General features: G+C 64.7%; 28 protein-coding genes and 1 pseudogene. 28 read left to right on the top strand and 1 reads right to left on the bottom strand.

The window, feature by feature from the left end; all coding sequences use genetic code 11:
• Nucleotides 1–30: 30 nt before the first annotated feature.
• Nucleotides 31–771 (top strand): hypothetical protein, encoded by a 741-nt coding sequence (locus Q352_RS0118915; RefSeq protein ID WP_028500655.1) that lies wholly within the window; start codon nt 31–33, stop codon nt 769–771.
• A gap of 169 nt (nt 772–940) precedes the next feature.
• Here Q352_RS0118915 and Q352_RS0118910 read toward each other — a convergent pair whose 3' ends face one another.
• Complete coding sequence (locus Q352_RS0118910) at nt 941–1276, bottom strand: hypothetical protein (protein ID WP_156952615.1); 336 nt, start codon at nt 1274–1276, stop codon at nt 941–943.
• Nucleotides 1277–1325: 49 nt separating this feature from the next.
• On the opposite strand from Q352_RS0118910, the gene Q352_RS0118905 reads away from it, so the two are divergent.
• From Q352_RS0118905 to Q352_RS0118775, 27 genes and pseudogenes are all read left to right on the top strand, one after another.
• Entirely contained in the window at nt 1326–1844 is a 519-nt protein-coding gene (locus tag Q352_RS0118905; protein ID WP_028500653.1) for a DUF1441 family protein, read from the top strand.
• Nucleotides 1768–2634 (top strand): annotated as a pseudogene (locus Q352_RS24530) (phage terminase large subunit family protein); the annotation flags it as partial. The gene Q352_RS0118905 and the pseudogene Q352_RS24530, both read left to right, overlap by 77 nt.
• Entirely contained in the window at nt 2632–3795 is a 1164-nt protein-coding gene (locus tag Q352_RS24525) for a terminase gpA endonuclease subunit (RefSeq protein WP_373280128.1), read from the top strand. The pseudogene Q352_RS24530 and the gene Q352_RS24525, both read left to right, overlap by 3 nt.
• A complete protein-coding gene (gpW, locus tag Q352_RS0118895) occupies nt 3795–4019 on the top strand; it encodes a gpW family head-tail joining protein (RefSeq protein WP_084300417.1) in 225 nt (74 codons plus the stop codon). Before Q352_RS24525 ends, gpW begins: the two co-directional genes overlap by 1 nt.
• Nucleotides 4020–4068: 49 nt before the next feature.
• On the top strand, nt 4069–5604 hold the full coding sequence (locus tag Q352_RS0118890) for a phage portal protein (protein ID WP_244879603.1): 1536 nt from the start codon (nt 4069–4071) through the stop codon (nt 5602–5604).
• Nucleotides 5573–6181: a phage baseplate assembly protein V gene (locus Q352_RS0118885; RefSeq protein WP_028500649.1), complete on the top strand. Its 609-nt coding sequence runs from the start codon at nt 5573–5575 to the stop codon at nt 6179–6181. The genes Q352_RS0118890 and Q352_RS0118885 overlap by 32 nt, the downstream gene beginning before the upstream one ends.
• Before the next feature lie 62 nt (nt 6182–6243).
• Nucleotides 6244–6453 carry a Thoeris anti-defense Tad2 family protein gene (locus Q352_RS0118880; RefSeq protein ID WP_028500648.1) on the top strand — a complete coding sequence of 70 codons (210 nt, stop codon included), beginning with the start codon at nt 6244–6246 and terminating at the stop codon, nt 6451–6453.
• A gap of 56 nt (nt 6454–6509) precedes the next feature.
• The gene (locus tag Q352_RS0118875; RefSeq protein WP_028500647.1) at nt 6510–6701 is read left to right on the top strand and encodes a hypothetical protein; all 192 of its coding nucleotides are present in this window, start codon (nt 6510–6512) and stop codon (nt 6699–6701) included.
• Nucleotides 6683–7933: a S49 family peptidase gene (locus Q352_RS22045; RefSeq protein WP_051529098.1), complete on the top strand. Its 1251-nt coding sequence runs from the start codon at nt 6683–6685 to the stop codon at nt 7931–7933. The genes Q352_RS0118875 and Q352_RS22045 overlap by 19 nt, the downstream gene beginning before the upstream one ends.
• An 8-nt stretch (nt 7934–7941) precedes the next feature.
• Complete coding sequence (locus tag Q352_RS0118865; protein WP_028500645.1) at nt 7942–8301, top strand: head decoration protein; 360 nt, start codon at nt 7942–7944, stop codon at nt 8299–8301.
• A gap of 12 nt (nt 8302–8313) precedes the next feature.
• Nucleotides 8314–9333, top strand: a complete 1020-nt coding sequence (locus tag Q352_RS0118860; RefSeq protein WP_028500644.1) for a major capsid protein — start codon at nt 8314–8316, stop codon at nt 9331–9333.
• A gap of 10 nt (nt 9334–9343) precedes the next feature.
• Nucleotides 9344–9553, top strand: coding sequence for a hypothetical protein (locus tag Q352_RS0118855; RefSeq protein WP_028500643.1), 210 nt, complete (start codon nt 9344–9346; stop codon nt 9551–9553).
• A complete protein-coding gene (locus Q352_RS0118850; RefSeq protein ID WP_028500642.1) occupies nt 9550–9993 on the top strand; it encodes a hypothetical protein in 444 nt (147 codons plus the stop codon). The genes Q352_RS0118855 and Q352_RS0118850 overlap by 4 nt, the downstream gene beginning before the upstream one ends.
• On the top strand, nt 9929–10420 hold the full coding sequence (locus Q352_RS0118845; protein ID WP_084300415.1) for a Gp37 family protein: 492 nt from the start codon (nt 9929–9931) through the stop codon (nt 10418–10420). Before Q352_RS0118850 ends, Q352_RS0118845 begins: the two co-directional genes overlap by 65 nt.
• Entirely contained in the window at nt 10417–10590 is a 174-nt protein-coding gene (locus Q352_RS23670) for a hypothetical protein (protein ID WP_156952614.1), read from the top strand. The genes Q352_RS0118845 and Q352_RS23670 overlap by 4 nt, the downstream gene beginning before the upstream one ends.
• Nucleotides 10580–12019: a phage tail sheath subtilisin-like domain-containing protein gene (locus Q352_RS0118835; protein ID WP_028500640.1), complete on the top strand. Its 1440-nt coding sequence runs from the start codon at nt 10580–10582 to the stop codon at nt 12017–12019. The genes Q352_RS23670 and Q352_RS0118835 overlap by 11 nt, the downstream gene beginning before the upstream one ends.
• Entirely contained in the window at nt 12016–12534 is a 519-nt protein-coding gene (locus Q352_RS0118830) for a phage major tail tube protein (protein WP_028500639.1), read from the top strand. Before Q352_RS0118835 ends, Q352_RS0118830 begins: the two co-directional genes overlap by 4 nt.
• A 3-nt stretch (nt 12535–12537) precedes the next feature.
• Nucleotides 12538–12819 carry a hypothetical protein gene (locus Q352_RS0118825; RefSeq protein WP_028500638.1) on the top strand — a complete coding sequence of 94 codons (282 nt, stop codon included), beginning with the start codon at nt 12538–12540 and terminating at the stop codon, nt 12817–12819.
• Between the two features lie 188 nt (nt 12820–13007).
• Nucleotides 13008–13991, top strand: a complete 984-nt coding sequence (locus tag Q352_RS0118815; RefSeq protein ID WP_028500637.1) for a hypothetical protein — start codon at nt 13008–13010, stop codon at nt 13989–13991.
• A gap of 107 nt (nt 13992–14098) precedes the next feature.
• The gene (locus Q352_RS22530; protein ID WP_051529097.1) at nt 14099–16231 is read left to right on the top strand and encodes a phage tail tape measure protein; all 2133 of its coding nucleotides are present in this window, start codon (nt 14099–14101) and stop codon (nt 16229–16231) included.
• Between the two features lie 9 nt (nt 16232–16240).
• Nucleotides 16241–16777, top strand: a complete 537-nt coding sequence (locus Q352_RS0118805) for a phage tail protein (RefSeq protein WP_028500636.1) — start codon at nt 16241–16243, stop codon at nt 16775–16777.
• A 1-nt stretch (nt 16778) separates the two neighbouring features.
• Complete coding sequence (locus Q352_RS0118800; RefSeq protein ID WP_028500635.1) at nt 16779–16997, top strand: tail protein X; 219 nt, start codon at nt 16779–16781, stop codon at nt 16995–16997.
• On the top strand, nt 16985–18067 hold the full coding sequence (locus tag Q352_RS0118795) for a phage late control D family protein (protein WP_028500634.1): 1083 nt from the start codon (nt 16985–16987) through the stop codon (nt 18065–18067). Before Q352_RS0118800 ends, Q352_RS0118795 begins: the two co-directional genes overlap by 13 nt.
• On the top strand, nt 18064–18438 hold the full coding sequence (locus tag Q352_RS0118790) for a GPW/gp25 family protein (protein WP_028500633.1): 375 nt from the start codon (nt 18064–18066) through the stop codon (nt 18436–18438). The genes Q352_RS0118795 and Q352_RS0118790 overlap by 4 nt, the downstream gene beginning before the upstream one ends.
• Nucleotides 18422–19519, top strand: coding sequence for a baseplate assembly protein (locus tag Q352_RS0118785; protein ID WP_028500632.1), 1098 nt, complete (start codon nt 18422–18424; stop codon nt 19517–19519). The genes Q352_RS0118790 and Q352_RS0118785 overlap by 17 nt, the downstream gene beginning before the upstream one ends.
• Before the next feature lie 2 nt (nt 19520–19521).
• Complete coding sequence (locus Q352_RS23130) at nt 19522–20646, top strand: phage tail protein (protein ID WP_084300411.1); 1125 nt, start codon at nt 19522–19524, stop codon at nt 20644–20646.
• Nucleotides 20646–21008, top strand: a complete 363-nt coding sequence (locus tag Q352_RS0118775) for a hypothetical protein (protein ID WP_028500631.1) — start codon at nt 20646–20648, stop codon at nt 21006–21008. The genes Q352_RS23130 and Q352_RS0118775 overlap by 1 nt, the downstream gene beginning before the upstream one ends.
• Nucleotides 21009–21015: the final 7 nt, after the last annotated feature.

Here is a 21015-nt window from a genome sequence, read left to right as displayed (position 1 = left end):
CGGGGCGCACCTCTTTATCGGGGGTCTCCCATGCGCATCGAAATGAAGGGCATCGAGACCCTGCACCGGGTGCTCGACAAACTGTCCGACGTCCAGCAGCGCCAGGTGCCGTTTGCCACCGCCAAGGCACTGAACTCCTTGGCTGAGCGTATCCGGATGGGCGAACGCGCCGTGATGCGGCAGCGCTTTGACCGCCCGACCGGTTACACGATGGACAGCATGTACATCCGCTATGCGAGCAAGTCCAAGCAGTACGCCGAGGTGAAGATCAAGGACTCGGCCTACAAGGCGGCGCCGGCGGCGAACTGGCTGAATACAGAAATCGTCGGTGGGCCGCGCCGGCAGAAGCGCAGCGAGAAGGCGCTGTCCATCGCTGGGCTGGGCAGCTACTGGACGCCCGGGCCGGGCGCAGTGATGGATGGATTCGGCAACGTCGGTCGCGGTTTCGTGGTCAAGATGCTGTCGGCGCTCAAAGCCTTCGGCGAGCAGGGCTATATGGCGAACCGGTCGAAGAGCCAGCGCAGTCAGCGCAAGGCACGCAACTTCGACATCTTCATCGGTACACCCAACGGGGAAGCGATGGGGGTATGGCAGCGCGTGGCCATGGGCCATGGCACCGCTCTGAAGCCGCTGATGTGGATTCAGAATGACGCGCCTGCGTACCGTATCCGCTTTCCGTTCGACAAGATCGCGGGCAACACCTTCAACGCACACGCGCCTGCCGAGTTCGAGCGGGCGCTGCGCGAGGCCATGGCAACTGCGAGACCGTAGGTCGCCGGCAGCACCGGCCGGTGGGCCGGTGGGCCGGTGGGCCGGTGGGCCGGTGGGCCGGTGGGTTAGCGGGTCCTTCCCCCACCTTCCCCCGACGCGGGTAATTCGAGCCGTGTTTTGGCGCTAGCCACGGGATTGCCAGGGACTTCCTTCCTTTTGCAATCCTAGTTTAGAGAAAACTACTGGCTGCTCTTATGCCACCTACCCACGCAACAGCACCAAGAGCTTCAAGGATGCTGATAGCCGCTGTTCCCCAAAAAATTTTTGATTTCTTGCTCGGCATCTTCGAGATCCATTTATTGATTTCCCGAAATGCATGGATAAAGAAAAAAGCACAAAGCATGTAAGCAAATAAAATCACGGCAACCGTAAGTATGCTGAAGTGAGCCGCTTGCACAGCCGGAATACTCAGCAAAGCTGTAATTATGCCTATCAATACCAAAGCCTCAGCGGTCCAGCTTCTGGTCATTTTCATCAGATCATTTGCAATAGCATCCGTGCTCATTTCCGCACCATCCAATTGAAATCATCAAGAAAAACCATGGTTATCCAGAATGGGCAAACTCGTCAACAAACGCGAACTCGCGCAGATCCTCGGCGTGTCCGAACGGACGCTGACCGAGTGGCAGCGTGACGGCCTGCCGATCGTGATCAACGCCGGCCGTGGCGCGTCCAACCAGTACGACACCGCGGCCGTCATCCAGTGGCGCATCGCCCGCGAGGTCAACGGCGCCAGCAAGGAAAGTCCGAAGGACCGCCTCGACCGCTTGCGCGGCGACCAGGTCGAGCTGGAACTGGCCGAAACCCGGCGGCAACTGGTCAACCTGGCCGAGATCGAGCCGGCGCTGGGCCAGTATTTTTCCGATGCCGTTGCGCTGATGGCCTCGATGCCCGACAAGTACGCGCCGCTGCTGAGCGAAGTGGCAACCGATCCCGATGCCATCCACGCCGCGCTCGAAGACCTGATTGAAGAACTGCGCCAGCAACTGGGTGACTATGAATTCCGCAACGACACTGATCGTGGCGCTGCTGAAGAAGCTGATGCGCCCGCCGCCCAAGATCAGCCCGGCTGAGTGGGCAACCACATACCGGCGCATGAGCGCCAAGGAATCGGCCTTTGTGGGCCGATTTTCGTTTTACCTGAACCCGTATTTCGAGTGGTTCCTGACCGAGATGATGCGACGCGACGTGACTCGCGGCGTGTGCCGGAAATCCGCCCAGGTCGGCTGGACCCAGGCCGTGATTCTCAACCTGCTGGGCTGGCTGATCCAGATCCGCAAGGGCACCGCCATCGTCATGTTCCCGAAGGAAGGGGCGGCGCAGGCATTCAACCTGGAAAAATTCGAACCGATGGTCGAAGGCACGCCCGAGCTGGCCGAGATCATCCCGACCAAGGGCCGGTCGAAGGACGTCAAGCAACTGTTCAAGAACTTCCTCGGCGGCTTCCTGAAGTTCGTCGGCTCGAACTCGATCTCCGACGTCAAATCGACCTCGGCCCGCTACCTGGTGGTCGAGGAACCGGACGACTGCAACCTGAACCTGCGCGGCCAGGGCGACGCCATCGCCCTGCTCGAAGAACGCGGCAAGACTTTCCGCGACGCCAAGCTCTTGATCGGCGGCACCCCGTCGATCAAGGAAGTGTCGTCGATCGACCGCGAGTTCGAGCAGAGCAACCGCTGTTACTGGCACGTCCCCTGCCCCGACTGTGGCGAATACCAGCCGCTGCGCTGGGAACAGGTGAAGTGGGAAAAAGACCCGCAGCAGCATGACCCGCTGTACGGCCACCACCGGCCCGACACCGCACGCTACTGCTGCGAGCACTGCGGCAGCCTGTGGAACGACGCGCAGAAAAACGCGGCGATCCGCGCCGGCAAGCCGGTCGAAACCGCGCCGTTCCGCGGCGTACTCGGGCTGGCGCTGAACGAGCTGTACAGCCAGATGCACGCCAGCCGGCTATCCGAACTGGTGGCGAAGTTCATCAAGGCAAACACCAAGCTGCGCACCGGTAACGCCAACGAGATGATCGTTTTCTACAACGCCACGCTTGGCGAGAGCTGGGAATTCAAGGACGGCCAGGCCAAGCCAGACGAACTGCGCGAACGCGGGCTCGACTACCCGCCGATGACCATCCCGCGTGGCGGGCTGATCCTGACCGCCGGCGTCGACGTGCAGACCGCACAGGGCGGCTGGCTGTCGGTCACCCTGCGCGCCTGGGGCCGTGGCGAAGAAAGCTGGCAGGTGCAATGGACCGACATCGCCGGCAACCCGCTCGACACCGAACCGCGCGACAACGACGGAAAGCGCCTCGACAGCGTATGGGACAAGCTCGACAAACTGCTGTTCACCCCGCTACGTCACGTCGACGGCTTCTACGTGCGGATCTCCGCCATCTCGATCGACTCCGGCGACGGCAACACCTCGGACGCCGTCTATGGCTGGGTGCGCAGCCGCCGGCGCCGCTATCCGGGCATCGAGATCATGGCCATCAAGGGCGCCAAGGCTGCCGGTGCGGAAATCTTCAGCCGCCCGCGGCCCTCGCTGGATACCGACTACCGCAACAGCAAGGTCAGCAAATACGGGCTGCGCGTGTTCATGGTCGGTACCGCAAAAGCCAAGGACCTGCTGATCGGCCCGAAAGGGCGGTTGACGCTCGACGGCTACGGCCCGGCGCGCTTTCACTTCTCGCGCCATGTGCGCAGCGACTACTGCGAGCAGTTGCTGGCCGAGCGCAAGGTGCCCAAGCGCGGCGCCGCCGGCTACAGCGACGAAATGGTGTGGCAGAAAGTGCCGGGCGCACGCAACGAAGCGCTGGACACCGAGGTGTACGCGCTGCATGCGGCGCGGGCAGTCAAGGTTCACCTGAAGTCGGATGCCGACTGGGACCGGATCGACCAGAACCTGCGCCAGTCGCCGCTGTTCGACGAACCGGTCGCCACCGCACCGGTCACCGACGAACCGCCCGACCCCGAAGACAACGACGACGACTTCGAGCCGCTGGAAGCAAGCTCGATGCTGGAGGACTGATGGATACCACCCTGCTGCGCAATCGCCTGATCGAGGCCGAAACCGCGCGCCACAAACTGCTGACCGGCTCGATGCGCGAACGCATCAGCCGCGGCGGTACCGACATCACTTACACCCGGGCCGACATCGGCAAGCTCGACCGCTACATCACTGACCTGCGGGCCGACATCGCCAAGGCCGAAGGACGCGGCAGTGGCCGCCGCGCCCTGAACATCCACTTCTGAGAGGACACACATGGGACAACGCACCCGAAAACGGCTGGAGAAATCGCCCATGCCGCGCCTCGGCGCCGTGTCCCACCAGGGCGCGTCGACCACCAGCCAGCAACTGGCCAGTTGGCTGCCGATCCGCGCCAGCGCCGACGCCGACCTGCTGCCGGAACTCGGCACCCTGGTGTCACGCAGCCGCGACCTGACCCGGAACAACGGCATCGCCGCCGCCGGCGTGCAGACCCTGGTCGACAACGTCGTCGGCGTCGGCCTGCGACTGTCGGCACTGCCGGACTACCGCGCCCTGGGCCAGAGCGCCGAATGGGCAATGGACTGGCAGCGCACCACCGAACGGCTGTGGCGAGAGTGGGCCGACAGCCCGCATTGCGATGCCGCCTGCACGCTGAACTTCGCCGGCCTGACCGAGCTGATGTTCCGCTCGCAGGTCATGAACGGCGACGCCGTGGCGCTGCCGCTGTGGCTGCCGCGTCCCGGCTCGCGCTTCGCCTCCTGCCTGCAGGTGGTCGAGTCCGACCGGCTGAGCAACCCGGGCGGGCAAGTGGACAGCGCTACCCTGCGCGGCGGCATCGAGCACGACACCTACGGCGCGCCGCAGGCGTATCACATCCGGCAGAGCCATCCCGGCGACTACCTGATGGGGATGATCGGCGACACCGGCGTCTGGCAGCGCATCCCGGCGCGAACCGCGTGGGGCCGGCGGCGCGTGATCCACCTGCACGACAAGGAGCGCTCCGGCCAGTCACGCGGCAAGCCGGTCATCTCGGCGGTGATCCAGCAATTCAAGATGCTGGACAAGTATTCCGGTGCCGAGCTGGACGCGGCAGTGATCAACGCCATGATGGCCGCGTTCATCGAAACCGAGATGAGCAGCGAAGACCTGTTCGAGCTGATGGGCGGCACGGCAGAAGGCATGGACAAGGAAATCCGCAAGCGCAACCGCGGCCGACCCCGGCTGAAACCCGGCGCCATCATCCCGCTGTACCCGGGCGAGAAAATGTCGCCGTTCATGCCGGCGCGGCCGGCCGCACAATTCGAGGCATTCACCGTCGCCGTCATGCGCCATATCGCCGCATCGATGGGCCTGCCCTACGAGCTGCTGCTGAAGGACTTCAGCAAGACCAACTACTCCAGTGCGCGGGCCGCGCTGCTGGAAGCCTGGCGCACCTTCCGTGGCCGGCGCGAAAAGCTGGCCGACTACTGGGCACAGCCGTGCTACGAGCTGTGGCTGGAAGAAGCGGTCAATGCCGGCCTGATCGACGCCCCCGGCTTCTATGAACACCGCGCGGCCTACTGCCGCAGCAAGTGGATCGGCCCCGGTCGCGGCTGGGTGGACCCGGTCAAGGAAGCCCAGGCGGCGCAGATCCGCATGAACGCCGGCATCAGCACACTGGAGGCCGAGTGCGCCGAGCAAGGACTGGACTGGGAAGAAGTGCTCGAACAGCGGGCGCGGGAACTCACCCGGCTGCGCGAACTCGGCATTGACCCGGCCTCACTGGCCGCCGTCGCCCCGGTGACCTTTGTCGAAAACCAGAACGTGAAAGGCGCCGATGACGGACAAGGCCCAGGCAGCACTGCTTAAGTTCGGCACCGTGGTCAGCGTGACCGACGCCGGCCGCATCTGCGTGCGCTTCGACGACCTCGACGGCATGGTCAGCCAGCCGCTGAAAGTCATCGTGCCGCGTGCACACCGTGACAAGGCACACCACGCGCCGGACGAAGGCGCGCTGGTCGCCTGCGTGGTCGACGAAAACATCGAGGACGGCGTCGTGCTCGGCGAGGTCTACAGCGACGTCGACGCCCCGGCCACCAGCAACCCGGCGCTGTGGCACTGGAAGATGGCCGACGGCAGCGAATTCGAGTTCGACCGCGACAGCGGCCGGCTGCGGATCAAGACCAGCAGCGACATCAGCGTCGAAACCTCGGCCGCTGCCAGCCTCAAGGCCGCGACCGACATCACCCTCGACGCGCCGCTGGTCAAGGTCAGCAACAACCTGGAAATCGGCGGCGGCATTACCCAGGGCGGCGGCGCGGGCGGCAAGGCCGTGTTCAACGGCCTGGTGGAAACCCTCGCCGACTTCGTTGCCCGCGGCAAATCGTTCCTCGGTCACCGCCACCAGGAGAACGGTGCCGGCAGCCAGACCGACCCGCCGGGCTGAGGCCGTACGCGCCCCCCTGCGGAACATACCTGTGGCATTGATAACAACAGGAAAGACATGCCATGAAATTCGAACAAGCCCTCAACGACGCCCGCGACGGCAAGCTCATTGCCCGCGCCGACTGGCCCGCCAGCCGGGCCCTGGCCCTGCAACTGCACTGGCGCGTGGGCGAACAGGTTCGCGCCAGCGGCTACCTCGCCACGCTGACCGGCCAGCGCTACCTGCCGGCCGACGATGACCTGTCTGCCGAGGACTGGCTCAGCGCCCGTTGACCCTCTTCACCACTGCAAGCCGCCTGCCCCGGGCGGCTTTTTTATGGGAGATCGCCATGCGCATCCTCACCCGCCTGCGCTCGCTGTTCCACCGTCTGGCCGAGCGGTTCCGCCTGCACCGACCGGCCACGGCGCCCGTCATCACGCTGTACAGCACCGGCCGCCCCGTCGGCGGCGGGCCGCGCGAAGTCGCCCGCCGCCGACGCCAGATCGAACGGGGGATGCTGAAATGCAGCCCCACGACCTGAAATACGCGCGCCTGCTCGGCCGGCTGTACAACGCCCCGCTGATGCTGCTGCCCGACAAGGCCGAGGCCCTGCATCAGGCAATGGCTGCGGCCCTGGCCGGCGGGCTCGCCTGGCGGTCCGAGGCAAGCAGTGGCGGCCGGTCGGGTACCGGCGAGCAGCCTGCGCGCAGGCCATACGCAGTCGTCGGCAAGGGCGTCGCCCTGATCCCGGTGTTCGGCCCGCTCGTGCAGCGCGGCGGCTGGCTCGATGCGCTGTGCGGCATGAGCAGCTACGACCGCACCGCGAGTCTGGTCGACCAGGCGATGAACGATCCCGAGGTCAACGCCGTGCTACTCGAAATCGACAGCCCGGGCGGCGAAGTCGCCGGCCTGTTCGCCCTGACCGACCGGCTCAAGGCCATGGGACAGCGCAAACCGGTCTGGAGCTACGCGAACGAAGGCGCCTTCAGCGCCGGCTACGCAATTCCCTGCGCGACCGAGCGGATCTACCTGCCGCGCACCGGCATGGTCGGCAGCGTCGGCGTCATCGCCATGCACGTCGACCAGAGCCAGCGCGACGCCACGCAAGGCTACGTCTACACCCCGATCTTCGCCGGCGAACGCAAGGCCGCCGGTTCGCCCCACGCCCCCCTGGACGATGCGACCCGCGCCGGCATGCAGCACGAAATCGACCGGATCTACGGCATGTTCGTTGACCACGTGGCGATCGGGCGACAGCTCGACCGCCAGGCGGTCATCGACACCCAGGCCGGCCTGCTCAACGCGGATGACGCGGTGGCCGGCCGCTTTGCAGACGGTATCGCGTCGCTGGACGACGTGGTGTCGATGCTCTCCGACGCGGCCAGTCCGCACACCTCTGTTTTCATGAAAGGCACCCAGATGGATCCCCAGGCACAACAACCCGACAACGCAGCACTCAACGCCAGCATCGCCGCCGACGCCAAAGCGGCCGAACGCACCCGCATCGCCGCCATCCTCGACCTGCCGCAGGCCCAGGGCCGCGAAGCACTGGCGCGCAAGCTCGCACTGACCACCGACATGGACGCGGCCGCTGCGGCCGGCCTGCTCGACGTCACGCCGCAGGCCAGCGCCGCCGCGCCGGCCCCGGCCAATCCGTTCGTCAGCGCCATGCAGGCGCTCGGCAACCCGCAGGTCGGCGCCGGCGGCCAGGCCGAACAGGACCCGGCTCAAACCGCCGCCAGCCTCGGTGCCGCCATCGCCGCCCTCGCTTAAGGACCACCATGCACGCCCAACTGAAAACCGAAGGCAGTTACCAGCCCGTCGCCCTGCTGTCGGGCGACGCCGCCAGCGCCCACCTGAAACCGGTCGTCGTCCTCGCCGGTCAGGCCCTGTCCGCCGGCGCAGTGCTCGGCACCATCACCGCCAGCAAGAAAGTTCTGCTGTCACTGGCCGCCGCCAGCGACGGCTCGGAAAAACCCGACCTGATCCTCGCCCACGACGTGGATGCCAGCGCCGGCGACACCGACGCGCTGGCCTACTTCACTGGCCCGTTCAACAGCCAGGCACTGACACTCGGCACCGGCCACAGCCTCGCCAGCGTATTCGAGCCGCTGCGCGCCAAAGGCATTTACCTCGACTGACCGGAGCCCCTCATGGATATCTTTACCACTGCCGTACTGGCGCAAGTCGTCGCCAACCTCAAGCGTCCGAAGCTGTTCCTGCTGAACAGCTTCTTCAAACTGGAACAGCGCGAAACCACCGAAGAAATTCACTTCGAGGTCGAACACGGCCGGCGCACGATTGCGCCGTTCGTCTCGCCGCTGAGCGCCGGCAAGGTCATCGCCAGCGAAGGCAGCACGGTCGTTTCCCTGAAGCCGGCCTACGTAAAAACGAAGACCCCTTTCAACGCCAATGACGCGATGCGCCGCGCCATCGGCGAGCAGATCGGCGGCGTGATGAGCCCGGAACAACGTGTTCAGGCCAATCTGGCCCGCACGCTGTCCGACCACGTCATGCAGATCGACCGCCGCCAGGAATGGATGGCCGCCCGCGCGATGATCGACGGCAAGTACACCATCGTCGGCGAGAAATACCCGGCCAAGCTGATCGACTTCCAGCGCGACCCGGCGCTGCGCGTGGTCAAGGGCACGGGCAGCAAGTGGTCCGACAACGGCGTCAATCCGCTCGACGACCTGCAGGACTGGGCGCTGCTGGTGGCGCAGAAATCGGGCGTCTACCCGAGCGAAGTCGTCATGGACCCGAACGCGTGGAAGCGCTTCCGCGACAACCCGGCGGTCAAGGAACGCTGGAACAGCCTGAACGGCAACATCAGCGGACTGACCCCGGCCGCGGCCGGCGACGGCGGCAAGTTCATGGGCAGCATCGACGGCTTCGACATCTACACCTACGCCGACTGGTACGTCGACCCGGTCGACAACCAGGAAAAACCGATGCTGCCGATCGGCAGCGTGCTGCTGTCGTCGGCCGACGGCCTGCAAGGCTACCGCGCCTTCGGCGTCATCCGTGACGAAGAAGCCGGCTTCCAGCCGCTGCCCTACTTCCCGAAGAGCTGGGTCGAAAAAGACCCGTCGGTGCGCTGGCTGCTGACCCAGTCCGCGCCGCTGGTGGTGCCGTACCGCATCAACGCCTCGCTGTCGGCCACCGTGCTGTAAGGAGCCCGCCATGAAAATCACGCTGCTGTGCCGCTACGAGCACAAAAATGGCGTCGCCGTCGCCGGCGAGCTGATTGAGGTCAGTGACGACGAAGCACGCCGGCTGGTCGACGAGCTCGGCCTGGCCGAGAAAGTCGGCAAGGCGGGCAAGTTCTCCGGGAAGCCGGCGCCGGCCGATGATCCCGGCACGGATCCTAACAACCCCGAGGTCCCGGCATGACCTGGGCGGATGAGCAGGCCGCCGCCTTCAATGAACTGGCCGACACCTTCGGCGCCACGGCGAGCTGGGCTCCGTCCCTGGGCGGCGAGCCGGTTGACAGCCAGCCGGTCCTGTTCGAATCACCGACCCGGGGTATCGGCATCGACGCCCCGGGCGATGGTCTCAACACCCGCTTCGACATCACCGACTTCGTACTGACCGCCGAGGCCCGCGCCTTTACGGGGCTCAAGACTGCGGTCGATTCGGGCCGGGCCGAGGTCCTGACCATCGCCGAAGACGGCCGGGAAACCGGCCGTTTCCACGTGCGCAGCGTGCGTCATGTCGGCGACGGCAAGCTGATCGAGGTCCGGCTCTCCGACATTTTGGACTCTGCTCATGCTCAACAAGATCGAGGACAGCCTGATCCGGCGGTTGCGCGACTCCTTGCCGGACGCGGTTGAAGTCATCCCGCTCCCGGACACCGTCGAGGGAATCGCAAGGCCGTTCGCAACCGGCCAGATCTGCGTCTACTACGCGGGCCTGAACGGACGGCCGCAGCCGAGCACAACCGGCAGCATCGAGTCCCGGCGCCAGATCTGGCAACTGCTGCTGCGTCACCGCCACCGTCGTCAGGATGGCGGCCTGCACGGGTTGATCGACTCGGCGCGCTACCTGCTGACCGGATTCCTGCCGGCCGGCGCAGCCGGACGGCTGCAGCTCGAAGAGGAAAGCGTGCCCGAGCCGCTCGATGGCGTCTGGGTCTCGTTCCTGACGCTGTCCTGCCCTGTACCCGTTCTGCATCTGGAAGACCCCGAAGCCGGGCCGCGTCTGGTCCGGCTCGAATGGGAAGGCCAGGTGCAGCCACCCAATTTCAAGGAGTCTCCATGAAATACCGCTATACCGGCCCGGTTTCGGGGCTGGACGTACCCGAACGGGGCGAAGTCGTCCTGGTCAACGGCGGGGAATACGACCTGCCCGCAGACAGCGATGCTGTTCGTCGTCTGGTGAAACTCGGCCATCTGCAACCTGTCACGGAGAGCATTCCCGATGCCGGCTAATTATCTGCACGGTGTGGAAACCATTCGCATCGACAAAAGCCCGCGCGCCGTCCAGGTGGTCAAAAGTGCGGTCATCGGCCTGATCGGCTGCGCACCAACCGGCCCCGTCAACGAACCGACCCTGTGCCTGAATGACGGGGATGCTGCGGCATTCGGTCCGCTGTTGAGCGGATTCAGCGTGCCCGACGCCCTGGACGCCATCTATGCCCAGGGTGCCGGCACCGTCATCGTCATCAACGTGCTGGATCCGTCTATCCACAAATCGCTGGTCACCAACGAGTCCGCCCAGTTCAACGCGGCGACCGGCCGGCTGAAAACGGCGCATCCGGCCATCGCCGACCTGGTCGTGCATCCGGCGGACGGCTCGGCCCCCTACACAGCCGGCGCCGACTACAGCGTAGATGCGGTCAGCGGCACCATCGACCGGCTGCCCGGTGGACGTATCCCGGCCGGTGCCACGACGGTCAGGCTCGACTACAGTCATGCGGACCCCTCCCTGGTTACACCGGGTGACCTGATTGGCGCCATTGATGCGATGACAGGCAAGCGCAGCGGCATGAAGCTGCTCGACGACACCTTCCAGAAATTCGGCTTCTTCCCGAAGATCCTGATCGCCCCCGGCTACGCGAGCCTGGCCTCGGTGTCCGGCGAACTGACCGCCTGGGGTGCCAGGCTCGGTGCCAAGGCGCTGATCGATGCGCCGATCGGCACCAGCCGCACCGTCGCTATCGCCATGCGCGGCCCGACGGTCGCCAACTCGCCGTTCAACACGTCGAGCCGGGCAGCCATCCTCTGCTACCCGCACGTCAAGGTCTACGACCGATCGACCGACAGCAACCGCCTGCAGCCGCTTTCGGCACGGCTGGCCGGCGTCATGGCTGCCCGAGACTTCGAAAAGGGCTACTGGTGGAGCCCGTCCAATACCGAAATCAAGGGCATCGTCGGTCTCGAATTCGAGTTATCGGCGCGTATTGACGATGCCCAGAGCGACGTCAATCTGCTGAACGAGGCCGGCATCGTGACTGTGTTCAACTCGTTCGGCAGCGGCTTCCGCGTTTGGGGCAACCGTTGCGCAAACTGGCCGAGCGAGACCGGGCTGACCACCTTCATTCCGGTCACCCGTACCCAGGATGTCATCGACGAATCGCTGCGCTACAACGCACTGCAGTACGCAGACAGGCCCTTCAACCAGGCGCTGATCGACATCATCACCGAGTCAACCAACAAGTTCCTGAGCAAGCTCAAGGGCGACGAGGCCGTTCTCGGCGGCGTGTGCTGGTTCGACCCGGCCCGGCAGACGGAAACCGAACTGGCCAACGGTCACGCCGTCTTCAGCTACAAATTCACCCCGCCGCCGCCATTCGAGCGCGGCACGTTTGAAAGCGAACTGACCAGCGAATACCTGGTCAGCCTGAAAGGCAGCCAATGATCCTCGAAGAAATCCGGGAAGGTGTGGTCTACGTCAACGGCACCAGCTACTTCGGCGCCGCCGAAACAGTCAAGCTGCCCGAAATCCAGTTCCGCACCACCGAGCGCAAGCCAACCGGCGGCATCGGCGTCATCGAACTGCCGGGTGGCGGCGTGGACAAAATGGAAATGGAAATCAGCTGGCGCAGCTACGACAGCGGCCTGGCCGGCTCCGTGTTCAATCCGCGTGCCGCCACCGCCCTGATGATCCGCTCGGTCAAGCGCACCTTTGACGCCAGCGGCGCCATCAGCAGCGAAGAGGCCGTCGTCACCCACGTCACCGTCGTACCGAAATCATTCGGTCTGGGCGAGCACAAGAGCGGCGAATCAATCGAGGTTCCGAACAAATTTGCCGTCCATGCGATCAAGCAAGTCGTCGGCAAAAAAGAGCTGGTGAACATCGACGTCATTAACCAGATCATGGTCATTGGTGGCCAAGATCTGCTGGCCAACCTGCGCAGCATTCTGGGGATTTAAATCATGAGCACCCGTACGAACGAAACGACCGAACAGACAACCGGGACTAAATCCGAACAGCCGGGCATCCTGCTCAGAGACGGCCGCCGCGCTGTGGTGGCCCCGGCGATGGGTCGCCATATCCGTCTGGCACGCCGCATGCAGGCCGAGGTCGGCCACGACTTCCTGTTCTCCATGATCGCCCAACTGACGACCCTAGACGGCAAGCCGATCGTGGTAGAGGACCTCGACGACATGCCGGCGCCCGACGTCGCCCGACTGCAGGGGCTCGTCGAGGGAAACTGAACGTGGGAGAGCTGCCCGATCTCCTCAGTTTCATGCATCTGATTGCGACAACGGGCTGGTCGGCGGCCGAAGTGGATGCACTGCCTGCCGCCGAGCTGGTTTTCTGGTGCGGGCAGGCGGTTGCCTATCACAATCACTTGAACAGGCCGCCGGGGTAAGGCTATCGTGTTGCTTTTTAGGGAAATGTCATGAAGTGGTTCGGTGCTGCATTCCTGTTGCTCATCCTGATCGGGTGCTCTGGAGAGGAAGCTCAGAACTTCAAACAGCCGAACTGGCAACGCGACGCCATTGTCTCGGCTCCAGGTGTGGCTCCGCGCAAGGTGCAGCAGGATGTCGATGCGAAGGGGCGCAAGGAAGTTCGCCATTTGTATCTGCCGGATGGCAAACCGGGCTTCCAAATCGAGCTGGATGGCGATAAGCGCATCGAGCAGATTGTGATTGCCTTCGATCAATTCAGGGACGCAGGGACTGAGCAAGACAACACGGCTGTTAAAACCATGGCAAAGCAGACCCTCGCCGTGCTGACTGGCGGCGACGGCCGGGAGGTTGATGCCCTGATTGAGGCGGGGAAAGGTGACGGTGGTACCGCTGCCAAACGCCGCGAGATCAATGGTGTGGAGATTGTTGCCAATACTGACGACGCCATGGTGATATGGACCTTGCAGCGCCCCGCAAATGCCGTGGCCGATGCCGAGAAATCCGCCGGGCCGGCAGACATCCCTACTCTCGGCATCTCGACAGCCACAATCAAGGCGGCGGTCGATAGCTACGCTGAGGGCTACCAGCATGGCACCCAAAAGGACGGTGTCCCTACTCTTGCAATCAAACTGCGACCTCAGGCCCGGATAGAACTGCTCGGCGACAGTGACGACCTGACTCTGGTTTCGGTGCTGATCCCGGCTGGCGGCGAGGAGGCGATTATGCTCAAGAACATGGCCAGGCTACTCGCCGTGCTTAAGGTGGCGTGCCCGGAAATGCAGTCCAAAGTCACCCCGGCGGCATGGATGCAGGAGCGTTTGGCTGAAACTGTCACTGACGGCAAAGGGCGCAAGCAATTTGCTCGTGTCGAAGAGTTTGGTAACAAGCGTGTGTACTATCACGCCAAAATCACAGACAAGCAGATCCGCGTCACGGTTGCCCATAAGGACATGCCGACCTCTCTGGTGCCATAAGGATCGACGCACACCCGTGTAAACCCAGGGCCCGATGGTTTGCCTCCATCGCGGCTCTGTTCTATCTGCAAACCGCCGTCAGGCGGTTTTTTCTTTAGGGGGCCTCCATGGATATGATCCAGTTCGGCATCGTACTGAAAGCCGTCGACCAGATGTCGGGGGTATTCAGCTCGGCCGCAGGCAAGTCGATCGGTGCCATCAGCCGGCTGGATCAGCGCATGAATGCGTTTTCCGACCGGCTGGACCGCCTTGGCAGCAAGGCCATGGGCGACGGCGCCCTGCTGTCCGGCATGATGCAGAAACCGATCGCAGCCTTTGCCGATGCCGAGGACGCCTCGGTCGGCCTCAAGGTAGCGATGCTCGGCGCCGGCGGCGAGCTCGATGCCCGCTTCAGCAAGATCAACAAGCTGGCGACCGATCTCGGCGACAAACTGCCGGGTACCACTGCCGACTTCCAGAACATGATGTCCGAGCTTGTCAAGCAGGGCATCAGCTACGACGCCATCCTCGGCGGTGTCGGCAAGGCGTCGGCTTATCTTGGTGTCATGCTGAAGAAACCACCGGAACAGGCTGCCGAATTCGTCGCCAAGATGCAGGACGCCACCGGCACGGTCGAAGGCGACATGATGGGCCTGATGGATACCATCCAGCGGGCGACCTATCTCGGCGTCAACGACGGAAACATGCTGGCGTTCTTTAATAACATGGCACCTGCCATGGACACCATGCGCGTGAAAGGCGCCAAGGCCGCCCAGGATATGGCCCCGTTCGCCGTCATGTTCGACCAGATGGGCATGCAGGGTGAAGCCGCAGGTAACGCGCTACGCAAGACCATTCAGCTCGGCATGGATGTACAGAAGGTCGCCAAGGCGAATGCCGGCTTGGCAAAAAAGGGGATCAAGCTCGACTTCACCGATGGCAAGGGTGAATTCGGCGGCATGGCAAACCTGATGTCTCAGCTCGACAAGCTGAAGAAGCTGAACACAGTCGATCGATTGAAGGCGCTCAAGAGCATTTTCGGTGACGAAGCTGAGACCTTGCGGGTGCTGGCCAAGCTGATCGAGAAGGGAGCCGACGGCTATAACGAGACCGTGGACAAAATGGCCCGGCAAGCCGATCTGCAGGCTCGCGTCAATCTGCAGCTCGGTACGTTGAAGAACCTGTGGGATGCCGCGACCGGCGCCTTCACCAACTCGCTGGCCGCCTTCGGTGCCCAGGTGGCGCCGGAACTGAAAGCGGTCACCGAGTGGCTGGGTGAAGCGTCCAGTCAGTTGACCACGTTTATTGCCGAGCATCCAAAGCTGGCCAAGGCCGCCGGCCTGGCGGCAGGCGGACTTGGCGGACTGCTGCTGGTCGGCGGTGCTGTCGCCGTCACGCTCGGTACCGTCAGCCGGCTGGCCGGTTATGCACTCGGTCCGCTAGCAAAAATCGGCGGGCTGTTCGGCAAGAAAGGGGGCGCAACCGGCAAGGCCGCTGAAGCGGCGGCCGGCATGGCGGTTCAGCGCGTCTGGGTCACAAACTGGCCTGGCAGCGGCTTCGATGCCGGTGGACCTGACGGCGGAGGCGGCAAGCGGAAGCCTGCCGCCACTGGCCGTAGCCGGATGTCGCGGCTTGGCGGCGGGATCAAGACTGCAGGCCGCTTCCTCGGACGTAACGCTGGCGGGCTGCTGGCCGTCGGCGCCTCGATGTATCAGGCATACGACACCTACCAGAACGCCAAGACCAGCAAGGACAAGGGTGCCGGCTATGGCGGCGCTGCGGGGAGCCTCGCAGGCGGACTGGCCGGTGCCAAGGCCGGCGCCCTGATTGGTGCGCTGGGTGGCCCGATCGGCATGGCGCTCGGCGGGCTGATCGGCGGCGCCATTGGCACCTTTGCCGGTCAGAAGCTCGGCGCCTACGCCGGCGGCAAACTGGCGGCCAGCGAACCCACGCCCCTTGCCAGAACCGGCACGCCCCCGGTGACGGCACCGCGTGCAGCCGGGCTGGGGGCGCCAGCTGGACCAGTACCGGCTCCGGTACCGCTGAACCCGGCCGCCCGGCAGCAGGCTGGCGCCACACCACCGGCGGGCAAGACCGTCGTGCCGCAGGTCAACCTGACCTACAACCCGTCACTGACCATCCAGGGCGACCCGATTCCGGGCACGGCCGAGAAGTTCAAAGCCATGCTCAACGCACACCGCGACGAGCTCCTGCGCCTGGTCAACCAGGCGGTAGAGAACAAGGCGCGTACCGCCTATTAAGGAGGTCCCATGTTTGCACTGCTGGGCACGATCCAGTTCAAGCTGATCACCTACTTCGACGGCATCGAGGTCAACAAGGCGACCAAGTTCGCCCGGCATGAAGTACTGGACGGCAAGCCGATCCTGCAGCGCACCGGCGACGAGCTGGACGAGATCAGCATCGAACTGGCGTTCCACGACTACTACTGCGATCCGGCTACCGAACTGAAACGGCTCGATGACGCCCGGCTGGCGGCCGAAGCCATGCCGCTGATCTGGGGCAACGGCGTGGTCGAAGGCCAGTTCGTGATCGAGAAACTGCGCGTGACCGGACAGACCGCCACCCGCTTCGGCAAACTGACCTCGGTATCCGCTTCGGTAAGCCTGATCGAATACGTCGAGCCACAAGTGCCGGTCGAAGCGGCCAGGGCGCGCAAGAAACAGAAGGCGCCGGCTCGCAAGAAAGGCCGGAGCAAGAAGGTAACCGGCACCAAGGTCACCCGCCCCGGCACGACCACTATCAAGAACAAGGACGGGGTCGAATTCACCAAAATCACCCGGAACTGACATGGACTATCTGGAACACCTGACCCGTGACGGTGACCGCTGGGACCTGCTGGCCTGGCACTACTACGGCGACGCGGCGCTGATGAACCCGATCATCGATGCCAATCCGCAGTTGCGCCTGCTGCCGACACTGGGCGCCGGTCTGACGGTGCGAATTCCGGTGCTGGAGGACGACGAGCCAATGCTGAGCAAGGAAGAACTGCCACCATGGAAACGGTGACCACCCACAAGACCGGGCCGCGACGCCTGGTCTTTTTCATTCGCTACGAAGGCCGCGACATCACCGCCGACATCAGCCGCGACTTCATCCGCCTGGTCTACCAGGACAAGCGCAGCGGCGAAGCCGACGAACTGGAAATCGTGCTGGAGAACAGCCACGGCCGCTGGACCCATGGCTGGTACCCGGAGAAAGGCGACCGGATCGTTGCCAGCTTCGGCTACGCCGGCGAAGCCATGCTGCCGTGCGGCACCTTCGAGGTCGACGAGTGCGAACTCAGCGGCCCGCCGGATGAAGTGTCGATCAAGGCCATCGCGTCCGGCATCACCCGCGCAGTACGGACCCGGCAGACCCGGGCCTACAACGGCCAGACCCTGGCCAGCGTCGCGCGCCAGGTTGCACAGCGCAATGGCCTGAGCCTGGTCGGCGACCCGGAACCGGTGCAGCTGGAACGGCTGACCCAGAATCAGGAAACCGACCTCGGCTTCCTGAAGCGGATCGCCGAGCAGTACGGCCACATGGTGTCGGTACGCGGCGAGCAACTGTTCGTCGCGCCGCTGTCGGCGGTCGACGACCGCGACGCAGTACTGACCATCAGCCAGCGCCAGCAACTGAAAAGTTACCGTATCCGCGACAAGACCAACGCCACCTACAAGAGCGTGTCGGTCACCTACCTTGATCCGAAAACCCGCAAGCTGGTCGAGCACACTGAGCAGGCCAAAACCACCAAGCGCAAGCGCGGTGACAAGGTCATCGAGGACAAGGCCGACACCCTGAAGCTGAACACCCGGGCCGAGAGCAAGCAGCAGGCTGTCGCTATGGCAAAAGCCGCCCTGCGCGACAAGAACCTGAAAGCGGTCGAAGGCGAGTTCACGCTGGTCGGCGACCCGCGCCTGCTGTCCGGCAACACGCTGAACATCTCCTGCCTCGGCAAACCCGACGGCGACTACCTGCTGTCGGAAGCCCGCCACAACATCACCCGCAGCAGCGGCTGGGACGTCTCGGTGACCGGCCAGCGGCTGCGTACCCATGCCGAATCCAGTGCGGCGGCGAAGAAACGGAAACTCACATGATTCTTGCAAACATCCAGTCCGCCGACTGGTCACTGGCGCTGGGCGAACAGGGTGCGGTCGTCGAGGACTTGGACGACATTGACCAGTGCATCCGCATCCTGCTCGGCACCCGTCCGGGCGATGTGCCGCTGGAGCCGCTGTTCGGCTGCAATGCTTGGCAGTGGATCGACGCCCCTATCGAGACCGCCCTGCCCCATGTGGTCGGCGACGTCCGGGCCGCGCTGCTGATGTGGGAACCGCGTATTGAAATCATCGGCATCACGCTGGCGCCGGGCGACGACGGCAGCCATTGGCGCATCCGGGTGAACTGGCGGCCGGTCGATGGCCGCGAAAACCGTACAACGGAGGTCCACCATGGACGCGCCACCTGATTTTATCGAACGGAGTCCCGACACCATCGTGGCCGAAATGGTTGCTGATATCGAATCACGGTCAGGCAAGACGCTGTACCCGGCACAGCCGGAACGGCTGCTGATCGACTTCATGGCGTACCGGGAATCCTTGCTGCGCTCGGCCGTACAGGATGCCGCCAGTTTGAACCTGGTGCGATTCAGCCGAGACAAAATCCTTGATGAATTGGCGACGGATCGCGGCATGCAACGGATGCCGGCCTATGCGGCCGGCTGCACGCTCGAATTCTGCGTGCCAGCCGTGCATTCGGCCGCCGTCCGGATTCCTGCCGGCACTGTCGTCGCCACCGGGGACGGTGCCGTGTCAGTCGTTACACGCACAGCGGCCGTGCTGCCGGCCGGTCGCCTGACCGTCAGCGTGCCGGCCTCGGCGCAGGACGCCGGGACGGCCGGTAACGGGTATGTGCCTGGCCAGATCAGTCAGTTGGTCAGCATCCTGCCGGATGCACCGGCCGGCCTGACAGTCACAAACACCAGCGCCACAGAGGGTGGCGCCGACGCCGAGACCGATGCGCGACTCCAGCAGCGGCTGTTGCTGGCGTTCGATAGCTACAGTGTCGGCGGTCCGGCCCCGGCCTACCGGATCATGGCCATGAACCAGCATCCGGACGTGATCTCGGTCGCGGTGGTATCGCACGATCCCGGTATTGTGACCTTGTACCCGTTAACGTCTGATGGTCCTGCGGGTCCGACCGTGCTGGCTGCAGTGCAGCGCGGCGTCAGCGCTGACGAGGTTCGCGTACTGAGCGATACGGTACGCACCGTGCCACCGGTTGCCCGACCCTATGCTGTACGCGGACGGCTGACCCTGCGGCCCGGGGCGGATCCGGCCACCGTGCTCGCACAGGCAGAGTCGGCAGTCCGGGACCTGGTTGACCGCATGGCCGGCGAGATGGGAGGGGACATCGTGCCCAGCCAGTTCATCGGTGTGCTGCAGCCGCTGGTTCACCGTGTTGAGCTGGACGAGCCGGCGTCATTCAGCACCTGCGAGTCCTGGCATTGGCGACAGTGCACAGGCATCGACTTGCGGCAGGCGGACTGACCATGACAGACGCGTTGATTGACCTGCCCGCCGTCCTGGCTGCCGATGCAAGATTTGCGGCTCTGGCCCAGATGTGGGGCTCCCGACTGGCTGCCATTGACCCGCAGGACGTCATTGTGCGCTGGATCGACCATGTAGACGCCTCGCTGCTCCCGATTCTGGCAGAGGAGTACAGCCTGCTGGATGACGGCTGGGAACTGGCGGATACCGAATCAAAACAGCGGGCACTGCTCAAGCTCTCCAGTCAGCTGCACCGCCGAAAGGGAACGCCGTGGGCCGTCAAGGCGGCGTTAGCCACTATCGGCTATCCGGTGCTGGATCTGATCGAACAGCGGGCCAGCCATGATGCGTGGGTGGCCGCAGGCGGGCTGACGCTGAATGGCGACTGGCTAACAGATGGCCATTCCACACTGGATCCGCCTGCCAGTATCGGTCCGCTGGTCCGCCACGCCCGACTTAACCACTGGGCTGAGTACTCAATCCGCCTCAATGTCGCTGATGGCGAGTGGACGCGCGAGCAGCAGCGCCGCATCCGCGCCACCGCCGAACGGTACGCACCGGTGCGGTCGCGGCTGGTCGCCCTGATCACGGCGGTCCGGCTGGCATTCGACGCCCGCATCCGCCTGACCGGCTATCGCGGCCGCGTGCATACCCGCCTCGACCGCTGCCGGCGTCTGAGTGCGTACAACCGCACGACGCTCGACGGCTGCTGGCTGCTCGATGGCGACGACGCCCCGCTGATGCTGGCCGGCTGGCCGCTCGACGGCCGCCGCCTGCACGGACGCACACCGACCGGCCGGCCGCTCAATGCCGGCGCGATGTCGCTGCACACCCGCCTGCGCCAGCGTATTCGCTCCAGCCTCGGCGGGTCGCGCACACGCACGGTCACGCTCGGCGGCAGGTTCGCCCGGCTCAACGGCCGCGCCCGACTGTCCGAATCCACGCTCGGCGGCGGCTGGCCGCTCGCCAGTGGCCGCTCGCTGGGCGACGCCACGCTGGACCGCATCGCGGCACCACGGCTCGACGGCACGTGGCTGCTCGGCGGTGAGACCGGCCAGCCGGGGCTGTGGTTCACCGGCACCCTGACCATTCGCCGTAATGGCATCACTACAACGGAGGCCATCTGATGGCTCAACAGGCTATCGCCGTTTCGCACACGTATCGGCACCAGGTCGCACTCGCCGCGGCCGCCGGCACCGCCATTCCGAAAACCGCGTGGATGGCATTCGGCCGTAGCGACCGACCGTATGAGCCGGAGACCGATTTCGCGCTCGGCGACGAGTTCGTGCGCGTACCGGTCACGACACAGGTCGACGGCCCGACGCTGATCGCGTCCGGCGTCCTGACCGGCGAGGCGGCCGGCGGCAACACACTGCGCGAGGTCGGCGTGTTCACCGCCGACGGCACGCTGATGGGCCGCCGCGTGCTGGCCCCCAAATCGTTCGAGCCCGACACCGAGTTCGAGGTCGAACTCGTTTTTGAATACTGAGAGGCAC

It is taken from the genome of Microvirgula aerodenitrificans DSM 15089, from assembly GCF_000620105.1.
GTDB lineage: Bacteria > Pseudomonadota > Gammaproteobacteria > Burkholderiales > Aquaspirillaceae > Microvirgula > Microvirgula aerodenitrificans.
The sequence above is the reverse complement of the archived record's forward strand: the minus strand, read 5'-3'. Positions and strand labels throughout refer to the sequence as shown.

Bases quoted from the DNA above. Each gene is read 5' to 3' on its own strand.
- Q352_RS0118915 (WP_028500655.1), top strand. From the start codon at position 31: ATGCGCATCGAAATGAAGGGCATCGAGACCCTGCACCGGGTGCTCGAC.
- Q352_RS0118805 (WP_028500636.1), top strand. From the start codon at position 16,241: ATGTTTGCACTGCTGGGCACGATCCAGTTCAAGCTGATCACCTACTTC.
- Q352_RS0118850 (WP_028500642.1), top strand. From the start codon at position 9,550: ATGACCTGGGCGGATGAGCAGGCCGCCGCCTTCAATGAACTGGCCGAC.
- Q352_RS0118875 (WP_028500647.1), top strand. From the start codon at position 6,510: ATGCGCATCCTCACCCGCCTGCGCTCGCTGTTCCACCGTCTGGCCGAG.
- Q352_RS23670 (WP_156952614.1), top strand. From the start codon at position 10,417: ATGAAATACCGCTATACCGGCCCGGTTTCGGGGCTGGACGTACCCGAA.
- Q352_RS0118880 (WP_028500648.1), top strand. From the start codon at position 6,244: ATGAAATTCGAACAAGCCCTCAACGACGCCCGCGACGGCAAGCTCATT.
- Q352_RS0118795 (WP_028500634.1), top strand. From the start codon at position 16,985: ATGGAAACGGTGACCACCCACAAGACCGGGCCGCGACGCCTGGTCTTT.
- Q352_RS0118830 (WP_028500639.1), top strand. From the start codon at position 12,016: ATGATCCTCGAAGAAATCCGGGAAGGTGTGGTCTACGTCAACGGCACC.
- Q352_RS23130 (WP_084300411.1), top strand. From the start codon at position 19,522: ATGACAGACGCGTTGATTGACCTGCCCGCCGTCCTGGCTGCCGATGCA.
- Q352_RS22530 (WP_051529097.1), top strand. From the start codon at position 14,099: ATGGATATGATCCAGTTCGGCATCGTACTGAAAGCCGTCGACCAGATG.
- Q352_RS0118890 (WP_244879603.1), top strand. From the start codon at position 4,069: ATGCCGCGCCTCGGCGCCGTGTCCCACCAGGGCGCGTCGACCACCAGC.
- Q352_RS0118790 (WP_028500633.1), top strand. From the start codon at position 18,064: ATGATTCTTGCAAACATCCAGTCCGCCGACTGGTCACTGGCGCTGGGC.
- Q352_RS0118855 (WP_028500643.1), top strand. From the start codon at position 9,344: ATGAAAATCACGCTGCTGTGCCGCTACGAGCACAAAAATGGCGTCGCC.
- Q352_RS0118825 (WP_028500638.1), top strand. From the start codon at position 12,538: ATGAGCACCCGTACGAACGAAACGACCGAACAGACAACCGGGACTAAA.
- Q352_RS0118835 (WP_028500640.1), top strand. From the start codon at position 10,580: ATGCCGGCTAATTATCTGCACGGTGTGGAAACCATTCGCATCGACAAA.
- Q352_RS0118845 (WP_084300415.1), top strand. From the start codon at position 9,929: ATGCTCAACAAGATCGAGGACAGCCTGATCCGGCGGTTGCGCGACTCC.
- Q352_RS0118775 (WP_028500631.1), top strand. From the start codon at position 20,646: ATGGCTCAACAGGCTATCGCCGTTTCGCACACGTATCGGCACCAGGTC.
- Q352_RS0118910 (WP_156952615.1), bottom strand. From the start codon at position 1,276: ATGAGCACGGATGCTATTGCAAATGATCTGATGAAAATGACCAGAAGC.
- Q352_RS0118860 (WP_028500644.1), top strand. From the start codon at position 8,314: ATGGATATCTTTACCACTGCCGTACTGGCGCAAGTCGTCGCCAACCTC.
- Q352_RS0118815 (WP_028500637.1), top strand. From the start codon at position 13,008: ATGAAGTGGTTCGGTGCTGCATTCCTGTTGCTCATCCTGATCGGGTGC.
- gpW (WP_084300417.1), top strand. From the start codon at position 3,795: ATGGATACCACCCTGCTGCGCAATCGCCTGATCGAGGCCGAAACCGCG.
- Q352_RS0118785 (WP_028500632.1), top strand. From the start codon at position 18,422: ATGGACGCGCCACCTGATTTTATCGAACGGAGTCCCGACACCATCGTG.
- Q352_RS0118865 (WP_028500645.1), top strand. From the start codon at position 7,942: ATGCACGCCCAACTGAAAACCGAAGGCAGTTACCAGCCCGTCGCCCTG.
- Q352_RS22045 (WP_051529098.1), top strand. From the start codon at position 6,683: ATGCAGCCCCACGACCTGAAATACGCGCGCCTGCTCGGCCGGCTGTAC.
- Q352_RS0118885 (WP_028500649.1), top strand. From the start codon at position 5,573: ATGACGGACAAGGCCCAGGCAGCACTGCTTAAGTTCGGCACCGTGGTC.
- Q352_RS0118905 (WP_028500653.1), top strand. From the start codon at position 1,326: ATGGGCAAACTCGTCAACAAACGCGAACTCGCGCAGATCCTCGGCGTG.
- Q352_RS0118800 (WP_028500635.1), top strand. From the start codon at position 16,779: ATGGACTATCTGGAACACCTGACCCGTGACGGTGACCGCTGGGACCTG.